At 58.3% G+C, this 25087-nt stretch carries 20 protein-coding genes and 1 pseudogene; 17 read left to right on the forward strand and 4 right to left on the reverse strand.

What is annotated here, in order from left to right; translation table 11 throughout:
• Positions 1-40 precede the first annotated feature (40 nt).
• From ACEK02_RS28835 to ACEK02_RS28885, 11 genes and pseudogenes are all read left to right on the forward strand, one after another.
• Entirely contained in the window at positions 41-1309 is a 1269-nt protein-coding gene (locus ACEK02_RS28835) for a CaiB/BaiF CoA transferase family protein (protein ID WP_371424890.1), read from the forward strand.
• Between the two features lie 475 nt (positions 1310-1784).
• Positions 1785-3425, forward strand: a complete 1641-nt coding sequence (locus ACEK02_RS28840) for a GMC family oxidoreductase (protein ID WP_371424891.1) — start codon at positions 1785-1787, stop codon at positions 3423-3425.
• An 89-nt stretch (positions 3426-3514) separates the two neighbouring features.
• A pseudogene (locus tag ACEK02_RS28845) lies at positions 3515-3886 on the forward strand (hypothetical protein); the annotation flags it as partial.
• Between the two features lie 479 nt (positions 3887-4365).
• Complete coding sequence (locus tag ACEK02_RS28850; RefSeq protein WP_371424892.1) at positions 4366-4665, forward strand: hypothetical protein; 300 nt, start codon at positions 4366-4368, stop codon at positions 4663-4665.
• 265 nt (positions 4666-4930) lie between these two features.
• Positions 4931-5149 carry an adenylate/guanylate cyclase domain-containing protein gene (locus tag ACEK02_RS28855; RefSeq protein ID WP_371424906.1) on the forward strand — a complete coding sequence of 73 codons (219 nt, stop codon included), beginning with the start codon at positions 4931-4933 and terminating at the stop codon, positions 5147-5149.
• Between the two features lie 396 nt (positions 5150-5545).
• A complete protein-coding gene (locus ACEK02_RS28860; RefSeq protein ID WP_371424893.1) occupies positions 5546-6571 on the forward strand; it encodes an IS110 family transposase in 1026 nt (341 codons plus the stop codon).
• A 616-nt stretch (positions 6572-7187) separates the two neighbouring features.
• Positions 7188-7667, forward strand: a complete 480-nt coding sequence (locus tag ACEK02_RS28865) for a hypothetical protein (protein WP_061979188.1) — start codon at positions 7188-7190, stop codon at positions 7665-7667.
• Positions 7668-7814: 147 nt separating this feature from the next.
• The gene (locus ACEK02_RS28870) at positions 7815-8558 is read left to right on the forward strand and encodes a hypothetical protein (RefSeq protein ID WP_061979187.1); all 744 of its coding nucleotides are present in this window, start codon (positions 7815-7817) and stop codon (positions 8556-8558) included.
• Entirely contained in the window at positions 8555-9133 is a 579-nt protein-coding gene (locus tag ACEK02_RS28875; RefSeq protein WP_061979186.1) for a hypothetical protein, read from the forward strand. Before ACEK02_RS28870 ends, ACEK02_RS28875 begins: the two co-directional genes overlap by 4 nt.
• A gap of 15 nt (positions 9134-9148) precedes the next feature.
• Positions 9149-10783, forward strand: coding sequence for a type IV secretory system conjugative DNA transfer family protein (locus ACEK02_RS28880; RefSeq protein WP_371424894.1), 1635 nt, complete (start codon positions 9149-9151; stop codon positions 10781-10783).
• 108 nt (positions 10784-10891) lie between these two features.
• A complete protein-coding gene (locus ACEK02_RS28885) occupies positions 10892-11722 on the forward strand; it encodes a hypothetical protein (protein ID WP_152343860.1) in 831 nt (276 codons plus the stop codon).
• Between the two features lie 27 nt (positions 11723-11749).
• Here the strand turns inward: ACEK02_RS28885 and ACEK02_RS28890 are convergent, their stop codons facing one another.
• Positions 11750-12697 carry an ArdC family protein gene (locus ACEK02_RS28890; protein ID WP_371424895.1) on the reverse strand — a complete coding sequence of 316 codons (948 nt, stop codon included), beginning with the start codon at positions 12695-12697 and terminating at the stop codon, positions 11750-11752.
• 66 nt (positions 12698-12763) lie between these two features.
• A complete protein-coding gene (locus tag ACEK02_RS28895; protein ID WP_371424896.1) occupies positions 12764-13069 on the reverse strand; it encodes a DUF736 domain-containing protein in 306 nt (101 codons plus the stop codon).
• Positions 13070-13863: 794 nt separating this feature from the next.
• Between ACEK02_RS28895 and ACEK02_RS28900 the strand changes: the two genes are divergently transcribed.
• The gene (locus tag ACEK02_RS28900) at positions 13864-14667 is read left to right on the forward strand and encodes a hypothetical protein (protein WP_371424897.1); all 804 of its coding nucleotides are present in this window, start codon (positions 13864-13866) and stop codon (positions 14665-14667) included.
• Between the two features lie 110 nt (positions 14668-14777).
• Here the strand turns inward: ACEK02_RS28900 and ACEK02_RS28905 are convergent, their stop codons facing one another.
• Both ACEK02_RS28905 and ACEK02_RS28910 read right to left on the reverse strand, forming a co-directional pair.
• Positions 14778-16796 (reverse strand): ParB/RepB/Spo0J family partition protein, encoded by a 2019-nt coding sequence (locus ACEK02_RS28905; RefSeq protein WP_371424898.1) that lies wholly within the window; start codon positions 16794-16796, stop codon positions 14778-14780.
• A 303-nt stretch (positions 16797-17099) separates the two neighbouring features.
• Positions 17100-18035, reverse strand: coding sequence for a DUF3846 domain-containing protein (locus ACEK02_RS28910; RefSeq protein WP_061979164.1), 936 nt, complete (start codon positions 18033-18035; stop codon positions 17100-17102).
• Between the two features lie 621 nt (positions 18036-18656).
• Here ACEK02_RS28910 and ACEK02_RS28915 point away from each other — a divergent pair.
• The 5 genes from ACEK02_RS28915 to ACEK02_RS28935 all read left to right on the forward strand — a co-directional run.
• The gene (locus ACEK02_RS28915; protein ID WP_152343636.1) at positions 18657-20180 is read left to right on the forward strand and encodes a hypothetical protein; all 1524 of its coding nucleotides are present in this window, start codon (positions 18657-18659) and stop codon (positions 20178-20180) included.
• A 279-nt stretch (positions 20181-20459) separates the two neighbouring features.
• Complete coding sequence (locus ACEK02_RS28920; RefSeq protein WP_061979162.1) at positions 20460-20705, forward strand: hypothetical protein; 246 nt, start codon at positions 20460-20462, stop codon at positions 20703-20705.
• Positions 20706-21010: 305 nt separating this feature from the next.
• On the forward strand, positions 21011-23614 hold the full coding sequence (mobF, locus tag ACEK02_RS28925) for a MobF family relaxase (protein ID WP_371424899.1): 2604 nt from the start codon (positions 21011-21013) through the stop codon (positions 23612-23614).
• 291 nt (positions 23615-23905) lie between these two features.
• Positions 23906-24571: a hypothetical protein gene (locus ACEK02_RS28930; protein ID WP_371424900.1), complete on the forward strand. Its 666-nt coding sequence runs from the start codon at positions 23906-23908 to the stop codon at positions 24569-24571.
• 150 nt (positions 24572-24721) lie between these two features.
• Positions 24722-25087 (forward strand): recombinase family protein (locus ACEK02_RS28935; RefSeq protein WP_371424901.1); only part of this gene is annotated, 366 nt, incomplete at its 3' end.

The raw sequence follows: 25087 nt of genomic DNA on the forward strand, positions 1-25087 counted from the left end.
CGGAAATAGATCGCGCCATATGAACTAACAAGGAAGCGACATGGCTGGACCTCTGGTGGGCTACCGAGTGCTCGATCTCTCAAGAATTCTCGCAGGGCCGTGGTTGGGCCAACTTCTTTCCGACCTCGGTGCCGAAGTCTGGAAGATCGAACGTCCCGGCACCGGCGACGACACACGGCAATGGGGTCCCCCGTTCCTGAAGGACGGCGAATCCAACGATACAACCGAAAGCGCCTATTTTCTCAGCGCTAACCGCGGCAAGCATTCGATCTGCATCGATATCGCGACTGAGGAAGGCAGCGCAATCGTGCGCGCGCTGGCGCAGCAAGCCGACATCGTGATTGAGAACTACAAGGTCGGCGACATGTCCCGATACGGGCTGGACTATGAGTCACTGCGAAAGCTGAAACCCGATATCATTTACTGCTCTATCACCGGCTACGGCCAGACCGGCCCGATGAAGGATGTTGCGGGATATGACATGGCCATTCAGGCAACCGGCGGCCTGATGAGCATCACGGGTGAAAGCGACGATATGCCGGGCGGAGGCCCCCAGAAAGTTGGCGTTCCGATCGTCGACATTCTCACCGGCATGTACAGTGCAACCGGCGTCATTTCAGCGTTGCTGCACCGCGAGCGCACCGGCGAGGGCCAACACATCGACATGGCTCTGCTCGATGTTCAGGTTTCGGTACTTGCCAACCAGAACATGAATTATCTCACGACGGGAACTCCACCCAAACGCTCCGGTAATGCGCATCCGAATATCGTTCCTTATCAGGTGTTCAAGACAAAGGACGGCTCATTTGTGCTGGCCGTCGGAAACGATCAGCAGTTCAGGAAATTCTGTGCAGCAGCGGGATTGACGGAATTGGCCGCCGACATCCGCTTTCTCACGAACACAGATCGGCTTCACAATCGCGACCAGCTTATTCCACTTCTGGATGTGCATATGGCAAAGCAGACGACACACCACTGGATATCAGCATTTGAGCCAGTCGGAGTTCCTTGCGCGCCGATCAACCGGCTTGACCAGGTGTTTGCTCATCCGCAGGTGATCCATCGAGAACTGCAGATCAATCTGCCTCATCCTTCCGGCGCGATCGCGCCTCTCGTCGGCAACCCGATCAAGTTTTCGAAAACGAAGATCGAGTATTCGAAGAGTCCGCCGCTGCGGGGCGAAGACACGGAACATGTCCTCAAGACCGTACTCAAATTTGATCAGGCACAGATTCAGCGCCTGAACGAGAGCCGAATTGTCGATATCGGCACGCATCCAAGGCGCTCCTCGCCAGGACGGCTCGAATAAGCGGGTGCTCGCACTCATAAATGAACACGGCCGACGCACACGGCGGCCGCGCTCATGACATCTGCCTGCAGATCTGGCGGCGGCGTTCTGTGGCAGGCGAAGCTCAGATAAATTCAGACGAATCTCGGCCTACTTAATGACCGAGGGCCCAGACTGCCTTTTGAAATGCTGTTCTCTCCTGGGGAGACATAGTCTTATCCCAATGCTGCGACCCTTTCGGTCCCCATAGAAGAACAAAAACGGCCGACGCGACCAGCGAAGCAGCCAACACGCGAGTGATCATCGAAACACCTCTCTGTTGACGCCCGAACCCCGGCCACTATAATTGGACATACCAAAATGGTACTCCAAATCGACCCAAAAACAACGGCAAAAGTTCGTCACCTGTATCGGAAAGCATCCTGTCCGGCGAGCTATTTGCTTCAAGCACACCAGCCACGTTAGCCAGCCGTGGGCGTTCCCAAGGGGATTCGAAATGAAACTATCCGGATATGACTACATCATCGTCGGCGCGGGATCGGCGGGATGCGTGCTGGCTTCGCGGCTGAGCGAAGATCCAAATGTCAACGTCCTGCTGCTTGAGGCCGGAGCCCCCTCCGCGTCTATCTTCGTCCACATGCCGGCCGGCATTCGCGTGCTCTATACGAGTCCGAAATATAACTGGCAGTTCTGGACCGAGCCTCAGGCAAATCTCAATAATCGAAAGATCTACATCCCACGTGGACGGGTTGTGGGAGGTTCGTCCTCCATCAACTCTATGATTGCGATCCGAGGCAACGCCTGGGACTACGACTCGTGGGCCGCCCAGGATCTACCGTCATGGGGCTACGAAAACCTGCGCCCCTACCTCAGAAAAATCGAGGACGCTACCCTGGTCACAAGGGAGCGCGATCAGGATCGAGGCTACTCTGGCCCTATTCGGCTGTCCTACGGCACTCTGCAACATCCAATTTCGAAAGCGTTTATCGAAAGCGCGGTGTCGGCCGGCTTGCCGGAGAACAACGGCTTCAACGGCCCGTCCCAAGTCGGCGCCGGCTTCTACGAACTCACTATTGCGGAAGGAAGGCGATCCGGAGCCTTCAAATATCTCGATCGAGCGAAGGGACGAAGCAATCTCACTCTCATGGCCAACTGCAGAGTTCGCCGGATAGCCATGGAGGGAACGCGTGCGCGCGGCGTCGTGATCGAGAAGGGAGGACGCGAGGTAACCATCTTGGCAGAGCGCGAGGTATTGCTGACATCCGGAGCCATCGGCTCACCACAGCTGCTGATGCTGTCGGGCATCGGTCCGGCGGATCACCTGCAGTCGCTTGGCATCAAGCCTGTTCTCGATTCTGCTGGCGTCGGAGACAATCTGCAGGACCATCTCGACTGTGCGATCCGCTTGGAGGCATCTCAGCCAGTTACGCTGACGCCGTATCTCGGCTTGATCAAGGGTGGCCTTGCTGGGGCGCAATACATTCTTCGGGGTACAGGCCCTGCAACGTCTCAAGGTGTCGAGGCCGGTGCCTTCTGGGGACCTGACAAGAGTTCGTCGCTGCCAGAGTGGCAAGCTCATCTGATCGTCGCGCTCCGAAATCCACCACCCAACGAACGCATCGCTCATGGCTTCGCGATTCGCGTTTGCCAGCTTCGGCCCAAGAGCCGTGGAACACTGCGATTGCGATCGGCGGATCCATCTGACACTCCCGCTATCGATCCTCGTTTTCTCTCTGACGAGTCGGATTTCGTCAGCATGCAAGAAGGCGTCAGACAGCTGTGCGGAATTATCGACCAGCCTGGTCTGAGCAAATTCGTGAAACGAAAGATCGACATCGATGCGTTTACCAGTGTGGACTCCCGCAAAAAATGGATACGGGAGCGCGCCGAAACGATCTACCATCCTGTTGGCACCTGTCGCATGGGCGAAGACAGCAACGCTGTTGTCGATGGTCAGTTGCGGGTCAGGGGAATAGACAACCTCAGAGTCATCGATGGCTCGATCATGCCGACTGTGATCAGTGGAAATACTAATCTGCCGATCATGGCCATGGCGGAAAAAGCCGCCGAGCTGATTGCAGGCAGCAATGAGACGAGGCAGTTCTTGCCGGACACCAGCAAAATGCAGTCGGCTTGACGCAAAATCCAGGTCGCGCATCGGGTCCGAACATTTCGGAACCGCCGAGTGAAACCACTTTTTGTCGCCCGCAATCATAAGGACGAATCATGACTGAGCGGCTCGAACCGTATTGTGTGGAAGCTTACAACACCGCCAAACTGTCAGAAAACAAGATGCACGATGATTCCGTGGCCCTGAAATACGGTTTCAAAGGGGGACTGGTGCCTGGGGTCGATGTGCTCGCCTACATGATCCACGTTCCGGTTGCGAAATGGGGCCGGACATTTCTCGAGCGAGGATTGATCGAGGCGCGCTTCATCAAGCCGGTCTATGACGGTGAGGTCGTACTGGTTCAAGCCGAGGGGTCCAGCGAGGGGATGGCGCTGACTGTCGAACGCGGGGAGCCAAAAGCCACCGGACGAGCCTCGCTTGCAGCCAGAGCGCCAGTATTTTCGCTCGTCGATTTTAGAAATCAACCAGACTGACCCGGTGTTTCGAGGCTGGTTAATTTCATATTCACCGCTTCCAATCACCTCGAAAACGCCCGATAAAAGAAGCGTGATTCAAGAGGCTACAATCACGTTAACCGTTGTCGAAACTCTGCGAGGACCGGAAGCAAAGATTTGGTCCATAAGGTGGAAAAAAATGACACCATTCCCATTCCGGGCTATGGGACTGGGGGCAGCATGTTATTATCGCCGCGAACCGCGCTTCTATAGATTTCAAACCAGAACTCTTCGTCTTATTTAAGAAACCTTGCAGCGACGCATTTATTTTTCCAGACAAAAAGGAAATCCTCGAGGAAGTTCGAGGTCATCTTAAGAAACCTTAGTGCTGCGAGAAATGATCAACCCGCCAAATAACGCCGTAATAACAATGTTCCGACCGTCGGATGCGTTTTCACTATTTACCTGTCGATAGAACGAGCTCTTAGTCTAGCTGTGACCTGACGGATACTTTGGACCACCTGATCGCGCCGGAGGATGATTTCGCCCGCGAAATCCGGGATCTGAATCACACGGCCAAAATACTGGCGTTGATCGCTTGTCTGATATTCATCCCATGCGCCTGGATATTTGGCCCCCGAATGTCGAAGAAGATCAATGCCATCACGGTTGAGGCAGACCGTCTACAAGGCATGGCTCCGCCGCCGCCAAAGCCAATCGAGTCTTTCATCACGGAGCTGAAGAAGCTGGCCGATACGATCCATCAGGCGCAGCGTACGGTCCCACTCGTTCTCTCGCCTGGCGCCGCGTGAAATCGTACGCACGACAACTCTATATCCACCGAACTTGGCGGATCACCGCTTTTTTCTACCGATGTTTGCGGCTTCACCACCATTGCCGAGAGCGTGGAGCCGGATGCATTGATGCAGCAGGCGTCGGGCTATTTCACGGCGATGACGGACGTCATTCTCGCGCATGGCGGCATTGTCGATAAATTCATCGGGGACGCCGTGATGGCGTTCTGGAACGCGCCGAACCCGGCAAGCCGATCATTGCGAACGCGCCTGCCGTGCAGCACTGCAGGCGAAGGCCGCCAATCAGGCGATCGATCGTCAGTTCGAGACGGAAGGATTGCAGCCCTTCCATACCCGGTTTGAAATTCATTTCGGCGAGCCTGTGGTCGGCAATCTCGGCTCGTCCGAACGGATGAACTACACGGCGCTCGGCAATGTCGTGAACCTTGCAGCCCGGCTGGAAGGCTTGAACAAACAATACTACACTCAGATCGCTCGTTAGCGAGAGCGCGTACGGTACGAACGGATCAAGCATCGCTTCCATTGTCGATTTATCGAGCGGTAATCGCCAAGGGGATGGTTACCGAAACACGCGTGTACGAACTTTTAGAGGAACGACCGAGTGAGACCACCGACGAAGGTCACTCATCGCATCAGTACCGCGCGGCGTGATGTCTGCACGGGAGACATCGCCGAACGGCGCGAAGCCCGATTCCTAGATCGAAGTCAGTTTCGTGGAGATGAAAAATTGCACCAGCACGAATTGAGCTTATAGAGCCAACTTCCCCTCACCAACTTGCCAACGAACCTAATAGATGATGGTGTGGATGACACCCACTTCCCGGCATCAAGTGTGCCAAAATTGTTGCAGAGGCAACAGCAAGGGGAGTCATCCACAATGCATCCTACCACCATCGGTCTCGATCTCGCCAAGCACGTTTTTCAAGTGCATGGCGTTGACGCTGCGGGCAAGCTCACCATCCGCAAGAAGCTCCGGCGATCGGAGCTCGTCGAATTCTTCAAGAAGCTTCCAGCATGCCTGGTCGGTATGGAAGCCTGCGGGACTGCGCATTATTGGGGACGTGAGTTGGCATCACTTGGGCATGATGTACGTCTGATGCCGCCGGCTTACGTGAAGCCTTACGTCAAACGGGGCAAAAACGACGAGGTCGATGCAGAGGCAATCTGTGAGGCCGTCACTAGGCCGACGATGCGGTTCGTCCCGATCAAAAGCGCTGAGCAGCAGTCGATCCTGATGCTGCACCGGACACGCGATTTGTTCGTGCGTCAGCGCACCATGCTGGTCAATTCCTTGCGGGGGCAACTTGCCGAGTTTGGCTTGATTGCGCCACAAGGCATTTGGCGCATCCCCGAACTCCAGGCGCTGGCCCAGGATACCGACAATTCCGTGCTCCCTGATCCTGCTCGAGCCTGCGCTGAATTGATCATGATGCAGATCGAGGACTTGCAAGCGAAGATTAAAACGATCGAGCGAACGCTCATGGCTCGCCACCGTGCGAACGAAATGAGCCTGAGACTCGCAACGATTCCCGGCATTGGCGTGATTACAGCCACCGCAATGGTCGCGACCGTCGTCGACGCCAGCGCGTTTAAGTCCGGGCGTCACTTCGCGGCCTGGATCGGTCTGGTGCCACAACAAAATGGAACTGGCGGCAAAGTCCATCTTGGCAGGATCTCGAAGAAGGGCGAGCCCTACTTGCGACGTCTGCTTGTGCTCGGTGCTACCGCTGTGGTCCGCTACGCCCGCAACAAACCGGATTTTGCTGGATGGGTAAACGCGCTGTTGGCGCGGAGACCAGCGCGCGTCGTGACAGTCGCGGTTGCAAACAAACTTGCGCGCATCGTCTGGGCCATCATGCAACGTGGCGGATCATTCCGGGAAAGATCGTTCGGCATAGCCTAAAAGTGGCTTGGCAATGAAGAGACATGCAATACAGATTTGAGCGCAACGATCACACGAATTGGTAGGAGCGAAGACGACGTAATGGTATCCGGTCGACAAACCGAGGATCACGACACCCCGAACCTGTGCACGGACTTCGAATCCGTCAACGATGATTGGGACCAGATCAGCGGACAGCCATTAAGGCCCGCGGCTCATATGATCCGCACCATGAGGCCGGACAGATGACCGCAACGAACAAATGCTGTAACGTCAAAATAGTTCTTGCCATGTGGGTGTCATCCACAGATGCACAGGTGTGCCAAAATTCCTGATAGTCTTTTGTATGGTAATATGTGTGGTCCTTCTGCGGTCCTTACTGGCCTTCGACTAGCCTAGTCTGGTTGCTGAGTGGAACGTGAGTGGTCTCAGATAGTCAAAAACTCCCGACTTCAACTTGATTCAGAGATTTGTCTGGGTTCTAGCGAGTGCTAACCGCCAAGTGTCCGACCATATCGTCGACATTTGTCAAATTGACTCGATTCTCGGGATAGTTCATTAGGCGCTGCTTCACCTTCCGTGTGGCCCCGTGTGTTCGTTCAATGGCTCGTTAACACGCCTTGGTTAGGCGTGGGCCATGAAGATTGATCTGAAACGTCTGCGATCCGACGTGAAGCGGCTTAAGGCCGACCGGGTCGATTCCCCCATCGGAAAGATCAAGACAGGCGCCACTGAGATAATCCGCAGACATTTCGATGAATTGGAACGGATGCATCACGAAGACGGTGCGTCTTGGACCGAAATAGCGGCAGGCCTTGCAGCGCAGGGCGTCACGCAAGGAGACGGTCAGCCTCTGACGGGCCGGCGTCTGACGGCGTTAATGCACAACATCAGGGTTCGCGCGGAAAAGCTTAGAAGCAAGGGAGCCGTGCGCCGCCCAAGCGAGCATCTTCCCAATCCGAGCCAGAAGCTGGGTAGACGGTCTAGAAAAATGGTCTCGCTTGCCCCTGAAATGAGCCGCGAGCGCGACGCACAGTTGCCGGATCAGGTCATCAGCGAGGAAGAGATCCGCCGTACGGAGCTTTCCAAGCACGCCCATCTCCTTCGAAAGCGCTGATCTGGGCCCGCATCAAACTTTGCACTCCAATTCCTGAGGCCTCCTTTTCCTTTAGACGATCGATCCGCTCACCGGAGCCCGCGCGCAACCACAACACTGCGTCGGGCGGAGGTGGGTTTGTCGATTGTCCAGTTTAGGAGAAGTCAGGTGACACGTATCTTGTTGATTGCCCAGGAAACCGGCGGTGTCGGTAAATCCACCCTTGCCCGCGGGATCGCAGAGGCTATCCCCGATGCGCCGGTCATCGAAATCGAGTCGACGCAGCGCATTCTCGAATACGACCACGGCAAAGCCGAGGGGCATAAGCGTGTTGCTCATTTTCCGGTGCGCGCCGATCGTGCTTCGATCGACCGGACCGGCGGTCAGGCTGCACGCGCCGAGTTTGACGCTGTCATCAATGCGATGGTTGGCGTCATCATGCCCTCGATCATCGATATTGGCGCCAATACGGCAGGCTCGTTGCTGGGCTCTTTCGACGACGAGCTTATCGCTGGGCTTGCCGAAGCCAGCATTGAAATCGGCCTGTTGGTGGTGGTCACCTCCGACGCCAGCGCGCTGACCGACGGCGCCAAGCTTTTGGCGCTGTCGAAACGCTGGACGAACGCTCGGTTCGTGGTCGAGAACAAGCTGCGGGGCGATGTCGATCCCGCGATGCTGAAGAAGGTCGCGGGTGATGCCGAGATCACCGCGCTGGCGAAGTGGGAGTTCGAGCCGCGAACCGTGGGCTTCCTGCAGGCAACGGGCCTCTACGCCATTCCCGGACTCAAGACTTCCGATTTCCAGAAGGAATGCGGATTCAGCGAAGCGCGGCGGATGGTCAGCGATCTCAAGGGATTCCGTCTCGCGGTCATGGAAGCGGTCCGCCCGGCGGCTGTGTGGCTCGCATCATGAGCAAGCGCCTCACAACCTTGACCAAGCGATTCATCGACGCGAAGGCTGATGTCGATGCGTCGAAGCGCGAGCTCCGAGAGGCCAGCGCGCGGAAGCTCGTCAGACTTCAAGCCTTGCCGGATCCGGCGGCACGTTTGGCAGGATTGAAAGATCCCGCCTTGACGCCTTACGATCGCGACCGCCTAGAGCAGACGATCACAGATCTCCTGCCCCGTCGCCGGCTTAAGATCCCGCGATCGCTCGCCGACACGATGCATGCCGGTCTCCGCCACACTCGCTACCATTGGCGGGGCTTGGTGTCGCTCGGTCTGCTCTCGATTCCCATCATGGTGTTCGGAGGGGTCGCTGCATCCCATACCGGCCAGTCCATGGGCACGTTCAACAATAACTACAATATCTCTTGGACATTTGCTGACGGCCACACCGAGGTCATTCCCGTTCCTGCCGGGGCTGCGGTGGTCGTCGCGGGTCGCTTGCCGAACGGTGACTTCCGGTTGCGGTACTGGAAGGCAAGCGATGGTTACGGCGTAGCGGTCGTCACGCCGGAGACGCTCGCCCGCATCACGAAATTCTAAGTTCGGAGTAACAACATGTTCTGGAAAGTCTTCCTCCCCATCACCTTGGTGGCCTTCGCGTTCGGGTTTCCGGCAGCGGGGTTTGCCGTCCATGGCCTCGATATGTCGCTCTGGCCTGATGTCGCTCAGCGCCCCTCGGCATGGTTCTCCGTGATGGTCAAAACCTACGGCCTCGGATCGCTCTCGATCTATCGGGATATGGCGTTCGGCCATACCAACTCGCTCGGGCCGACCGGCCGGCTTGCCGCCGCCTCGATACTCGCGGGACCGTTGCTCGCTCTGATCGCGTGCTTCGTGCCCGATTACGGGCCTCGACGCGACCCGAAGGGCACGCATGGAAATGCGCGCTGGGCGACGCATCGTGAGCGCGCAAAAATGCGGGTCGGCCTTGAACTGGGCCTTGATCCGGACACCAGCCGCCCGATCCGGGTCTCGACCGAAAGTCATCTCATTACTATCGCGCCACCACGCACGGGTAAGACGAGCGGTCTTGTCATCCCGAATCTCGCCGCACCGGAAAAGACGGCCTGGTTCGGCCCGGCCGTAGTCATGGATCCCAAAGGGGAAATCTTTCGCGCCGTCGCTGCGCGCCGCCGGCAACTTGGCCGTACCGTGCGCTGCCTCGATCCAATCGGAATCGTAGGTGGCACGGACATGTGGAATCCGCTCGCGACGCTCAACCCTAACAACGTTTTGCATCTCCAGCGCATTGCCCGCGCACTCCTCCCGGACCATGTGAGCGGTGAAGCTGTGTATTTTCAGAACAGGGCCGTCGACGTCATCGTCGGTGCCTTTCTTGTCGCATATTCCGTCAGGCAGGCGACGCCCGCGTACGTCTCATGGCTTCTCTCAGACGTCACCGAATTCGAACGACTTCTTAAGCCACTGGAGGGCGCAGCCGCCGCCAGAGCAATGGCCGTCCTCAAGATGGATGCCAAAGGCCGCGATTCCATTTTGTCCACTGCTGCCCAAGCGTTCGGTTGGTGCGCTGACCCCAGATTGCAACACCTGACCGGCAAGAGCAGCTTTCGTCTATCCGACCTGACTCTCGGTAACACCGACTTGTTCATCACGTTGCCGGTTGAGGACATGACGACGCTCACCCCGCTGATGCGCTGGTTGCTTTGCGAATTGTTCGCCGTCGTTCGCCGGCGGCGGCCGCGCGAACCAATTGTCTGCTTCATTGATGAAGCGGCAGCGCTCGGCAGGTTCAATGAGCTCGTAGCTGTCGCCGGCGAGCTTCCTGGGCATAATTTGCGGCTTTGGACATTCTGGCAAGCCCGCAGCCAGATGATCCAAATATACGGCGAGGACGGCGCAAGTACCCTTCTAAACACGGCGGAGGTCGCCACCTATTCCGATCTTCCACTAATTGATCCCGACGAGCGGGAGTTCATCTCGCGCGCGATCGGCGATTACACCACGATCGAGCCTGTGGAAACCCGCGACGAAAAGACCGGCAAGAAGTCCACGTCGTTTCAGCCGAAAGGCGTTCGCCTCTTCACCGGCGATGCCGTGGGTCAAATCGCCAGCACCGACCACATCGTCTTCCCCAACAGCAAACGCTACCCTAAGCGGCCGATGATTTTGCGTAAGACGACGCACAACGATTCCAGGTTGGCCAAGTATGTAATGCCCAAGCGCGAGTGAAACAAAGGATCAATCCCACGAGCGCTCGAGCCCGGCCGGATGTCGGACAAATCCACTCTCAAACGATGCGGAACGAGAACCTTTACTTGTTAGCCGATGGAGTCGACCATGAGTCTCGCACATGAAATCTACCGAATTGAGTCTGCCGACGCAGGCCCATTTGCATCGGCCGCGGCGGAAGCGAAGCGACTAATCCCCGTTGCTGGCCGATTTCAAGTCAACGAAGCCGTGATGGCCTCGGTGGATCGCATGGAAAGAACCGGATTCAAATCCCTTTTGGTGTTGCTCCCAAGAGCTCAGCTACCGTTTCCCACCACGTGGATCGAATGGCCGCAACCGGGCGGCGGCGGTAACATCGGCTTTCTTTGCGAGACGCTGGACCGGGGCGGTTTTGCGTTTCGCCAGTACCTGAACGTTAAAGGAATCAAAGAGAGGATAGGATCTCCGTTCATCTCCACGTTCGGTCGTATCCGCGTCGAGCCTTCGGGTTGGAGTGCGGAGGATCCCGCTGATGCAAAGAGCGCCAGCGCCCAAACCGGCGTGACCTATCTTGAGCGCGCAGCGGCAGACATTCTCAGTTTGCTTCTCATCATCAACAGCCCGTCCCGGGTCCTTGAGATCGCAGACGGAGCGGATAACGCACGTATCAACGCGAAACGCGCCAGAAAGGGCCGCCCGCCGCTCGTCAATTTGCGCGCGATCCAGTTTGACGTCGCCCGGTTTCAGGTAGCTCTTCCGGTGGGGACATCGCCGGGGACTCAGACCGAGGTTGCAGAGCACTTCGTCAGAGGACACTTCAAGCAGCGGGAGACCGGGGTCTTCTGGTGGTCGCCTCATGTGAGGCATCAGATGGGCGAAGAGCCCGTTGCTGTACCGAAGGATTATGAGGTCGACAACACTGGGACAGCCCTCGCTGGTGAGGACGAGGGCCACAACTGAGGCTGAATCGGACGTCGTTGATGAACATCAAATGGTCGTCTCGTCTGATGTTTCGCGGACGCCGTGGTGCAGCCAGTCGACCGCTCGTTGAGCGAGCGCGGCGGCGTTGAAAATGGCACGCTTGTCGGACTTCAGAACGGTCAGCCATGTCGCAATGTAGGCCGCGTGATCGGGACGCGGTTCGAGTGTGATATTGAGATCGGCGCACAGGAACGCCGCGCCGATTTCGGCGACGAGTTCCTCGCGTGCGTAGGCGTGATCGGCGAAGCGTTTGCCGAGATCGCGGGCACAACGATGTGCCGGCGATGTCCAGTGGATCAGCTCATGTAACAGGGTGGCATAATAACCCTCTGCGGCCGTTGACGCCGGCGTATCCTGAAATTGCCGATAGGCTGGCATTTCGATGCGATCCAGCGAGGGAACGTAACATGCTCGGTTGCCCCTGTGCTGGATGTGCGCGCCTGTCGCGGTTACGAAGGCGTCGGCACGGTCAACGCGACCTGAGACATCGATCGCCACGGCCCCTGGAACGGGATTGGGCATGTACTGGATGGACAACCCATCGATCTGGTCGACGTTAAAGACTGTGTAAGCCCTGAGAAGCGGTACGGTTCGCGTATTGTCTTCATCAGTCGTGGCGTCCTCGTTGTGAAGCTGGATCGGCTTGGCGTAGACGATGGTGGTGCCGCGTTCACCTTTTCGGACCTGTGCCCCGAGCGATTGCGCCTGGCGATAAGTCATCCAGGTCGAAGATGTGTAGCCGTGATCGGACGCTTCCGACCACAGAAGGAGAACATTGATCCCGCGGTAGGGCGTGCCGTCGTGACGCAACGGCCGGATAGCGCTAGATGCCGGTGATGTCGTGGTCCAGGGTTTGGTCCACGGACGTGCCCCCTGTTCGAGGTCGCGGATGATGGTGTCGGTGATGCGCTGATAAAAATCGGCGCGCGGGTTCGTGCTGATGCTCTGGGTCATCGGCGTGGCTTTCAATGATGGTTGAAGAGACCGGCGCGGCCGTCGAGCGACCGCGCCGTGCTGCGGTCAGTCGGCGCTGCGGCGCGACCAGATCAGGGAGTGGCTCTTGTCTTCGCCTTCGATCATGTTGGCGAAGATCGGCGCGGCAAATGAAGGATCGTCGAGTCGGACCGAGAGATATCCGCGGCCGTTCTGCGCGGTCTTCTTCCAGGCAGCCCCAAACTCGACGGCACCGGCGAGGATTCGATAGTCGGGAGCCTTGTCGCTCTCTTTCTCGGCCGGGACGAACTTGGCTTTCACGTTGAGGCTCAGCGTTTTCACTGCGCCTGCAAATCCGTCGTCGCTCTTGGTGAAGGTTCCGATGGTCGCCATGATGTATTCTCCTGTTTGCGCTCGGGCTCGCGTGATTGCGGCCTCGATGACGGTCCTTGCGCCGGGAGGCGATCGACCTGCACCGGGACGGCCGAAGCAAAGCGGAGGACGGCGGAAGGCTGGCTTTTTTGGCTTGCGCGAGGAGCCAAGCGCAGCGCGGCGGGGAAAAAAGCCAGACGCCGCCGTTGCAGGGAAACGATCGGGGCCTTCGGCCCTTTACGTCTCGGCGATACCGTCCATCGTCAGAGGCTGCACACCTGCGTGACCGATCCGGGCAAACAGACGTATGATGGCGAACGGTACACCTTCATGATCGCGACAGGATGCTGGCGAGACGAGAGCGCGAGTACCGTCAAAGATCGGACTTGCCGACGCTCAGACAAGACACCGCGACGGAGACTGAGGGGCACCGGCGATCAGGCCAGCCTGACCGGAGTTGCGCATCGGCTGCGGATTCGTGGACCGACTCGTCGATTTATGATCGCTGTCCGATGACACGATCGGGGGCAACGAGAACGACTCGCACCCATGGTCGGCACTTTCAGCAACACCCGCATGCCGGCGTCGCGCGTCGTCCGACAGGCAAGCCGGACACCCCACAATTATGATGCGCCGGTGCATCACATCAGCTTGCAACAACCCCCGACTCAGCCGTAGATTCAGTGCGGGCTTCGGACACCTTCGACCTGTCGCCGGGTCAAACGTCCTTAAGATATTCCATCACAACCCTGCATCTCATCCTGCGGGCTGCTGCGTAATCGGCGAACGGCAATGCCCCATTCAGGAGGATGCACATGTTTGTGCTTCGGATCCCCGTCACACGATCTCACCTTGACGCCCTCAAGGGCGGTCTCACCCAGGTTTTGCCGGACGTAAAATCCTCGCACCGTGTCGAAGCCTTGGGACGCGGGCTTGGGTTCAGGACCTATGCTACCCTGCGCGCGGCGGCACAATCGCCGGAACCACTGATGGCGACGGTTTCCGGGGAGAGCTTTGCCGCCTATCTCACCGAACATGGCTTCGAGGTCGATCCCGCCCATCTCTATCGCGCAGCCGCCCAAGTCGCGATCAATGACGTCCTCGACAAAATGCCGCGACTTTCAATTCATGGCATCGGTTTTGGTCGGCCCCAACGCAATCCGGACAGAACATGGGAGACGCCTCAGCAAAGTTACGCAAAATTCGTTGAACGACGACAAGAATGTCAGGAATTGCATGCAGCCGAGGAATTTCTGTTGGCGCTGGCACTGCTATCTCGCGTCCAACCGACCAAGACCGTCACGTCAGGAAGCGGAAGCTATCGGCTGAAGCACATCGCCGAGAACTATGCCTGCACCTACCCCGAGGGCGGCAAACTCGGACCGCGATATGTGGCCAATGGCATGCTGATCGCCGCCGCCGTTCATATGGGCTTTAGGTACAAGACGCATATCGATGACCTCGGCTACGACACGCTGAATGCATCGTTCAACATGTCGAAGCGATCGATCGACGATCTTGATTTTGAAATCCGACCCAATACCGGGTTCGCGCATGATCGAATTCGGCGACAACAATTGAAGCGGGCAAGAGAGGTCTTTGCGTCCATGCGGCAATGACGCAAAGCGGCGTCGAAAGTCCGGAAAACGGACGGCTCTCCAGAACGCCAACAGGGCGAAATACGTTTGACCGCGCGCTGCAAGCGCGCGGTCAATTTTGCAATTTCCAGCTATTCGGCTGCGATGCTGTAGGCACCTTCGTTGGCCAACGTCCTATCACTTTGACTGGTTTCAATGTCCAGCATGCTCCCAGCTATCGACGTGCGCATCACTGTCGGAAGCCAACCCGTCCCGGCAAGAAGGTGCTCGGCGGCTTCCGCCATCGCATCCTTCTTCATGCTGGCGATACGCTCGGCTGCCTCGACGCCGACTGCCTCGCGAACGGCTGATATGATGCCATCCTTGGTTACCCGCCCAAAGTAACTCCGAGCGGTTGGTGACCAATGCTTGGTCATGTCGAGACCCACCACGGTCGCTACGGTGTCCGCCGTCGCCCACGCGCGGGGCTTCTTTTCCCAAGGCACTTTCACCGCGAATGCCGTGAGCGCAGCGCAATGTGCAAAGAGCGCCATGCGGCTGTCGTGGTCGTGCGCCACGACGAAATCCCAGAGATCGGACGGGGATTTCGGCAACTGCGCCGCCCATCGGTCATGACGATCCGCCAGCGCCTTGGCCGCTTCCGTGTCCTCGATCCCCTCTGCATGCGCCGCGAGCCCGGCACTGTTGGGACGGATATCGAGGCATGACACGTCTTGCCGGAAGAAAGTCTGCGCTACCATCGCATGGATGACGGCGATGAGGGCTATGTCCGGCTGCTCGCCAAGGGCGAGCCGCAGACCGAGCGTCCGATGCGCTGTCAGGTCGCGAATGAGAGTATCGGACAACAGCTTGCCTGTCGTCGCCTCGTCCTCCTTGTCGGCGGAATGAGGACAACCGTCCTCGCTACCATGGATGGTGTCACCCTCCCCGGCCATGCCGTCATCCTCATCGGTGCTACTATCCTTCGGCAGTTCGTCTTCGTGGTGAATAAAGCCGCGCTCGATCCTGAGCGATCCGTCATGGTTCAGGATCACGAACACGCCGGATCGGGCGACCACTTCCGGGGTGTAGACCGAGCGTTTGGCCTCCAACCGCTCGATCTCCGTTTCAAGCTCACCAAACCGCTCATCGACATCATCAGGCAGTTCTTCCGCGCTCTCATATTGTTCTGAAAGCGCAGCGAATGCCGCCTGTGCCACCTCATACGCCGCCGCATCTTCGTCCGATAGCTCGACCGCGTCGGGATAGGTCCGCCGCAGCCCGTGCGAATGGGGATAGTCCATGAAGGCTTCTGCCCATTTCCAACCCTCCGTCTCCGCGACAGCAACGGCGATGCCCTCCAGCTTTTCCTTGGTCAGCCGGTCCAGAAGGGCAACGTCCTCCAAATATCCATCCTGATCTTCCGAGAATAAATCCCGCAAAATCGTGCCGCCTGCCTCTTCATAGGCCTCTAACCCGACAAAGCGCGCACGACGATCTCGGGCGGGAGCGTTGGCCTCCGTCAACAACCGACGGATCGCGTACGGCTCGCGGTTGTGGCTCAGACGCTCAAAGGCAGCTTCCTGTCGCTCGCGATCTTCGGTAATCGCGAACGCCATCAACTGCTCCAACGTCAATCCGCCGTCTCGATAGATTTGCATCAGGTTCGGTGAGACCGAACCAAGCCGCAGCCGCTGGCGCACGACATGCGCGGTCACACCGAAGCGCGCCGCAATTTCTTCGGCGCCATAACCCTTTTCTTCGGCGAGATACGTGAACACCTCGAACTGGTCCGCCGGATGCATGTCCGTGCGAGTGACATTTTCGTCGAGGCTAATTTCTCGCGGATCGTTCGCGGTGTCGAGAACGCAGCGGATCGGTTCCGATTTCTTGATCTGCTTGCGTTTGGCGCGCAACAACTGCGCCAGACGCCGCCCCTCGCCGACGGTGACGAGATAGCAGCCGGTTTCGACGCCTTCGGCATCGACCTCGGGTTCGACCACAAGATTTTGCAGCATTCCCTTCGCCGCGATGCTCCCCGCCAACGCCTCGATGGCGGCTTCGCCATGCGGCATCTTGCGGGCGTTCTTCGGTGACTTCTTCAACTTGCTCAGCGGCACGAAAACCTCCGAACCGCTCGCAACTACATTCACGACTGTTTTGGTACCCATCTCACACACTCCTTTTCCCTGTTACCGCCGAAGGCACGACTCCGGCGTGACTTCCGGGGGCGCGTGAGCGCGCGGGAGTGAGGGGGGCGATTACCGGCGCGCGGGGCTGGGCTGCGCAGTCACGCGGAGTGGCTGACAGGCAACGCGATGATGGGATTGCTTCCCGCTCTGCGGGCGAGCGGCCTCGCCCTGCAACAGGCGGTGATCGCGGGGGAGCGAGGGTAAGACCCTCGCTCCCCAAGCTTTCTTGTACGTGACGATGTTCGATGTGTTCGCCGTCTGAGAAGATTTCGTCTCAAGCGTTTAGGTGACTACCCACGCTACAGCGCCTCCCATTTGGCCAGCCGGTAAAACGGGCCCCTTGACAGGAGCCGTGTCGAAGCCGGACTTTGGATCGGGCGTCCGAGCAAAGTAACGCTGCAGGGCAACGTCGTAAGTCGCCTGAAACGCAGGATCAGTGGCAGCATCGATGACCTGTTCGATGACGGCCTCTTCCATGGCGTGGGAAACTTCGGGCGCGAGGGTACCCGTCCGGATTGCGCGACAAACGGCGTTCTCGTCCTGAAGAACGAGGGTCAGCAATCTTCCATGTCGGAGAGTCTCACGGGGCACCAGATATCTTGTGCCGGCTTCCTGAAGGCCCATATGAAACGGGGTCTCAAACCACATCTGCTTGCCGTCGGAAGGTCTCGTGAAACGCCACGACAAAACCGTCGCGATTCCGTCCCGCGAAACCCCGGCTTCCACCAGGCCGGCTTTGAACGTCTCAGTTTCCGCAAGCGTTGGTTTTGACAACTTATAGACAATCATGACGCCTTGCGGCTCGATATGTCCACCGAGCAGGATAACTGAGCCGCCGTCAGCTCCGTTTCTCGTCACAGCAAGATTGGTCGGCTTGCCTACTTCAAACTTGATGTCCGCCAAGCCGACGATCGGAATGAAAAACTGAACGCGCGATCGAAGTTCGTCGAGAGACGAGAGCGCTGGACCTTGATCGTTTTCAGGTCCTAAGGCTCCGACCACCACACCAAAGCCAGGAAGGGTGTCGCCCGTGCCAAGCCCAAAACGCGGGTCAAACCGACCCTCGGCCTCATCGTTTACGTAGAGAATGTCTCGGTTGGGAAACTGGGTCACGTATTGGATGCAACCGTGAACAACGGACTGAACACCCTCCAAGGAATTCGGAATATCCTTTTCGTAAACATCGTTCCTGTAGGGATCAATAACGAGAACTCGCATTTTGTCTCCTGAACAAAAACCTACACTCCACACTCTCGCAATCGCATCATCGCGAGTGAGGTCACGTGAGCTCAAAGGGAAGCTGTGTAGTCCGTTTCTTCAACAATCAATGCACGCTCCGCTCTCACCATTTTTTTCGATTGCCATCGCGGCATCGATGTCGAAGTCGAGTGGCGCCTCAACTGGCGCGGGCTCGTCCCCGACGCGAACGGGCACGACCGAGCCAATAAGCTCACGGACCGCTTAAAAACACATTGAATTGCTTGATGACATTTTCGCTGATCGCCAATTAGTTCGGTCGCTCGACAGAGCGCTGCCTCGACATGACCAGTTTTCCAACAAGCGTTTCTCGGCGCGCAATATTTACAATTTGAGCAACCTTCGACGTAAAATTATCTCCCGTTTTGAAGCGAGAGCTTTCACGTACCCTCAAATTTTTTCATCTAATCTTGGTGTCCAGAGCGCTTTTCTTCGATTCTTGGTTCCGGGCTCGCAAGAGATGCAGACGGGCGGATCGCAATTTCGATCCGAACCCGTGTTTGCCCGGAAACTGGAGAAGCTGCTCTGACGTCAAAGGAAACACCTTGGACGAGAACGTTCCTCGAAAACATGGATGGAAAGATGGGTCTGGCGCCGTTAAGAGCAATTGCCGCAACTTTCGACAACGACGAAAACGGCAATCAATATGATGGACCCGATATTCCGGCTCATCTCGACGAACCTCCGCCCCTGCAGCCTTGGGATGCCGGTTATACTCATTGTGTGCTTTTCGATCCGGACCGATTTCCGACGGACACGGAACGCGATGAGTTGCTAGAGCGCGTTCAACGCCAATTTCCTGAGCACCTCCGATGGTGTCTTGACCCGGTGAGCGCGGCGACTTTGCACGGCCGCATGCATATCTACAGCGCGTATCATACCAGAGTTTTTCAGCAAAACGGTTATGTCGCTGAAATCGAACCACCGCGGTTTGAGAGTGGGCCTCCGGCCCGTTCGATTCGCAGCCAGGAGGCGTGGGATGCGTTCGTCGTCAACGCGGTAATTGTGGAAGCAATCATCGACGCGTGCCGCAAACTTCCGCCGGAGCGGCAGCGCAACTTGGTATTCCGCAACGCCTTCAGGGATGCCTTAACGCCGATCTGCGGCTTAATGGACAATGCCGATCAAACACGGGGAAGAAATGTCCTCTGTGATCTCGAGGGATTGCTGGTGGCACCGAGGAGTTTCGATCGGAAGCAAACCGCATTCCCGGCCGATCCCGTCACCTGGAAATGGGCATTGAAAGCTGGCCGGACGCAGTTTTCCTCATTCCACGCACCGACTCGTCGTGCCATTAGACGGCGCGCCGATTTGGAGATCAGAGCATGGTCTGAGCGTCTCGAAGACGATTTCAACATCGATGGGCTCATTCTGAGGTCGACGCAAAACCTGGCTCTGCTCCGACTTCAAGCGACTGAGTGGAAATTTCGCGAACGGCCCGGGTATGTAAAAAGCGGGACGGCGCTGTTTGCGGGCCATCCGGACGCGCGGGCGACCAAAGGGGACTATACAACCGAACATCTCCAGCATGTTCAAAACGATCTTTGGGCCGGCGGCAATTACGTAGCCCCCGCCATAACGCGACCGTTTGCCAGCGTGCTCGACGACATAAGATCGATCCTGGCCGGCGGAATCGGATTGGAGGACGAAACAATCTGGCAGGACGATCTCACGTTGCGCCAAAGTTACTCCTCCGGATCGCTTGAAGCAGTTGCCGGTTGGGTCAGCAAGCTCAAGCGTATGCATCACGCCACGTTGACCGAGTCTATGGCGATACTTATCCAGGAGGTTGTCACGGACGAGTTAGATCACCTCGCCGAATTGACAGATAAGGATGGCCAGTCGGCTTTGCGCCTGGTGAGATCCCAATTTCCGGACGCCATTTGGCGGGAAATATTGAACATCGCAATCAACGCTCCTGACCATATCAACGCCTTTGAAATCCGCTACCGCTGGAACGACAATCCGACCGATCCAATCGCCCTGGAACGCGACGGCGATGCAATCGTGATTGTTGGCCCAATGATCGATTTGAGGACTCACGATCACGCTCTCTGGGGCCGGCGTGCCGAAATATTTCGAGCGCGGGGCACCCTGACGATCTAGCCTCAACGCCACGCTCTCAATTTTTGGGGCGGCGTCGCCAGATGCCGCCCTTTTTTGTCTTGGATTCGCGATGCTCAAACCTCATTTCCCAGCAAATCTTTGTCCGCCGACGCTTGCGCGGCTCTCGGTAAGCCCTTTTTGCACTCCAAATCACGGCACCTCGAAATCAGCTTTGATAATCGCGATCGGTAAAAGCCGCCGATTGGAGCCGAAGGACTGGGTGACCCATGTCGGGCGCCAGTTTGACTTGGACTCCTTCTTCCAGAGCGGGAGATCATTGTGGAGAACGAAGAGGCGACCGTGGATGCCTCGGCCCGCGCATGCGGGGAGCTGTTCGAGCTTCTCGTCAAGATCTGTGGCACCCGAGACGGTGCCACAGAGGTCTGGAAGCGAGCCTTTTGGTTCGACTTCGACGGCAGCATGCCCGTTGCTATCCCCGACCACAGCGTTGAAGAGTTCGCGGGCTGGATTAACGGCGCCGCCAAATTGATGAGGGTGCTGATTGACGACGGCTTCTTCGAGTAGCTCACGTCATTGCCAGTCGACGGGACAAGATGGGTCGGGCGAAAATCGTCCGGCCCATCCGCTTTTTGATAGTCGCCCAGCCAATCAACAATTCTGTTATTGCCGACCAGATTTCAAATCAGTTCTGCAAATTGCATCGCAACTCCCCGCCCCTAAGCATCCACTCTTTGTTCGCTCGCGAGTTGAGGTGATCGCTCGAACTCGATTTCCATCGCGTGTGCAATTGCGTCCAGAACGTAATTTGCACTCCAAATCATGACGCTCCTATCTCTGATTGAAATGGCCTCCTTGAATGGAGGCTTTCTGTGGTTGCAACAATCGCAGCTGGAACAACGGCGCAGTATTACTCGAAGCAGTCCGAATATTATCTCGGCGGGCGCGAGCCTGCGGGCCGCTGGATTTCGGCGACGAATAATTTTGGCGTCGTCCATGGCAGCACCGTCGATACCGCGCTATTCGAGCGTCTGCATGCCGGTCTTGATGAGAGCAGTCAGCCGCTACTGACCAATTCAGGCGACGTGACCAAGCGCATTGCTGGAATCGATCTCACTCTGTCGGCGCCAAAATCTGTATCGATCATTTTTGCACTGGCTGACGATGAGACGCGTCGCGCGATCGAGACGGCGCAGCAACGGGCGTGCGAAGCCACGATTGCGTTTCTCGATCGTCATGCCGCGTTTTGCCGACGGGGGAGGAACGGGCTTCATCTAGAGACCGCCTCCACCACAGTCGCCTCGTTCCAGCACGGCGAAGCCAGGCCTGTCGCCCACGACGACGGAAAGATATTTACCGACCCCAATTTGCACACGCACAATGTGATCTTGAATTGCGCCGTTCGCGCCGATGGAACGATCGGTGCCTTGGACGCCCGACACCTGTTTTCTCACAAAATGGCCGCCGGCGCCGCTTACCACCTCGCGCTCGCTACCGAATTGCAGAAGCTCGGCTTTGCGATCGAGGGCATTGGCAAAAACGGCATCTTCGAAATTGCCGGCGTTCCCCGCGACCTTCGGGAGCACTTTTCGGCAAGGCGGCGCGAGGTGGAAGCGGCCCTTGCCGCGGAGGGACTTACGACATCGGAGGCACCGGTGCTGGCTGCGGCGGTCGCGTTGGGTACCCGCACCTCAAAACAGGAGCAGGGTCCGAACGACCGGTTCACGCTTTGGGCGGAGGAGGCGTCGCGGTTCATTGAAATCGAGCGCTTCGTCGCGGAGTTGCAGACCTATCGCGAGCCCGACCCAAAAGAACGCGACAAGATCATCGCCGCGCGCATGGCGGCGTTGCCGGACCAGTTGACCGCACACGAAAGTGTCTTTGAGGCGCGGCACCTCTTTGCAGCGGTGGCGACGGCGCTGGTCGGCACCGGCGCCAACGCTGAGCGTATCGACGCCGAGGCTAAAGGCCTTGTCGAGGCAGGCTTGGTCGTCGAGCTCGGTCGCGACAAACTTTCGCAGCCGGTCTATTCGACCGCGGCACAGATCGCAATTGAGCGGGATCTCCTTGCGCTCGCCGAGCGCCTGCTTCGTGAGCGGCGTTCCGCGCCCGCCGAAGAGCGCGTGACCGAGTTGTGCCGCGCCCACGGCCTCAACGATGAACAGACCCGCGCCGCACACGCCGCGACAAGTGCTGCCGCGATCGCTATCGTTGAGGGCACCGCCGGTTCCGGCAAGACGACGATGCTGGCGCCCGTGGTTGCCGCCTATCGCAACGCCGGCATGCGAGTCATCGGGACCGCGACGGCTTGGAAGATCGCGACCCAGCTCAAGGACGACCTCGGTATCCAAGCCAAGGCAACCGACGCATGGATTGCGTCCGCGCGTGCGGGTGGCCAGTTCCTGGACCGCAACACCGTTCTGGTCGTCGATGAAGCCGGGCTTCTCTCCTCTCGCCAGATGCATGATCTGCTCGCCGAAGTCGAGCAAGCCGGCGCAAAGACAGTCCTCGTCGGCGATCGGAAGCAGCTCCAGGCCGTGGGCAGCGGACCGGGGCTTGCTATCCTCGCCAGCGTCACGGATCCGACCAGAGTCGATAGCATTGTCCGTCAGCATGAGGCGTGGGCGCGCGAAGCCGTTACCGATTTCGCCAATGGGCGCGCGGCCGAGGGCCTTCAGGCATACGCCGAACGTGGACTGCTGATCACCGCAGCGAGCGAAAAACTGGTCATCCGGCAATTGGTCGATGCCTGGGCAGCCACGCAGCAGGTGGTTTCGAATCCGGCTACCCTCCTGATTGCCAAAACCAATGCGCAGGTTCGTGCTCTCAACGAGGAAGTGCGCGCGCGACGCAAGGCATCCCGCCAGATCCAGGGCGATGAGATCGCCATCTCCGCGGTGACGCCATCCGGGCACGGCCAGCCCCTGAATTTAGCCATGGGGGACCGCATCAGGTTCCTGATGCGTCAGGATGCGCTCGGCGTCGTCAACGGCACGACCGCGACCATCACCCATATTGACGGCGCGGACGGCGCAAACCCGACCATCAGCGCTGTCATCGGTGACCGGCTCGCCACCTTCAGGCCGTCTGATCTTGCCGATGAGCATGGCCGCGCCCGGCTCGGCCATGCCTATGCCACCACGGTCCACGGCAGTCAGGGCCTGACGACGGATCGCGCATTCGTCCTGCTCGATCCTGCAATGAACCGGCACGACATCTACGTGGCGGCCAGCCGTGCGCGAATCGAGACGCAGCATTTCCTGAACAGCCAGGGATGTGATGCCCACATTAAACTAGAGCTGCCGTTGTCGGAACGGCGCGGGGCGGTCATCGGTCAGGAAACGCGCATGGCGTGGCTCGCGGCCCGACTGTCTCGCGTCCAGGTCAAGAGTTGCACGCTCGACCCCACTCTGGAATTCGCCGCGCGCTCGCGCGCGCCGGAACGCGAACAGTCACGGAGCTACGGCCGTGGCTAGGGCAAGAAACACCGCGCGGCCGCGGGACAAGCCTCACGCGCCCAACCTGGCTCAGCTCGAATGCGGCCCGATCGGGGGCGGCACAACCGATGAGCCGAGCGTACTCGACGATCTGCCTGAGGTGATTCCCGTCACCGGGCCAGAGTTGGATGTGATCGAAACCCACCTCGGCAATCTAATCGACCAGCTGCTTCTGGACGCCGCCTCCGATAGGGCCGTGACGCCCGCTGCCACCTCCAATCCAGGGATGCCCATCGGGGCCTCCCGCCCTAGATCGTGACTAGTCACGCCATGTGCCCTTCTGACCAGACCAGCGAGAAACCCGACGACAACACATCCACCGGCACGGCTGGCGGCAAGACCGAAGCTGCCCAAGAGCAGAATCATGTCGTCGGCCCTCTGACTGACGACGAACTGCAAGCCGGCGGGATGAAGCGGGCCGTGGCATACATCCGAACGAAACGGTCGAAAGAAGCGCTTCGGAAAGAAAAGCAGCGAAAAAAGCAGCACGACGACGGCACACGTCAAATCAACCTCGACGTTCCCAATAACGACCGTTCGCGTGCGACTATGCGGGGCGCTGCAATCGCGATCAAAGACGAGGTGTCGCACCAGGCTATCGAATTGCTGCTGGCAAACGAACGGCTGCGCCCGCTGATTGTCGGCGTCGCCGCTCGTCCCGAGCTTCACGAAACGATCGACCTTATTCAGCATCGACAGGCAACGGCAAGATCGCTGGACGCCGTAAGGCTCGTTATCAGCGATCCGGATCTTGCCGCGCTGGTCGAGAGGGCAACCGCGACCAATCGCGTGCGAGAGGCCATGGAGGTGGCAGCCGCCAATCCGGAGTTTGTATTCTTTGGGCGCAACGCCGCCACTGAGCGCAGCCTCTGCGCGTGGCTGGCGCGGCTCCTGCTTCGTGTTCGCAGGACTCCTCGCGCCGGGGGTGATCCATAGCGCAGCGCTCCAACCAAGAAGTTCATGCGAACTCAAATCGTGAAAGCCGTGCCGGGACAAGAATCGGCTGGTTATGCCCGGAAAATAAGACTTTGCGGCTGCCTATAGAGCTGCGAAACTCCTCCGAACCCCGTGAAAGTGACAGAATTCATGAGCAATCGTAAACGTAACGCAACAGCCTCCGTTGGGACCAATAGAACTCGCGTTGCGCTTTATCTGCGCGTCTCAACGGATCGACAGCGGCAACACGACCTGTCGATTCCGGACCAACGGGCGCAAATTTTGGCGTGGTGCGAGACCAACGGCCATCAGGCCGTCGCAGAGTTTGTCGAAGGAGGAGCGACAGGGACCGACGACAAGCGGCCGGTTTTCCAGCAAATGATCGAGCGCGCCTGCGACGGCGACAACGCATTCGATGTTATCGCCGTACATAGCTATAGTCGCTTCTTTCGCGATGCGTTCGGCCAGGAGTTTTATCTTCGCAAACTTGCCAAACAGGGCGTCAAGCTGGCCTCG

The sequence above is a fragment of the Tardiphaga sp. genome, assembly GCF_041424195.1.
Lineage (GTDB): Bacteria > Pseudomonadota > Alphaproteobacteria > Rhizobiales > Xanthobacteraceae > Tardiphaga.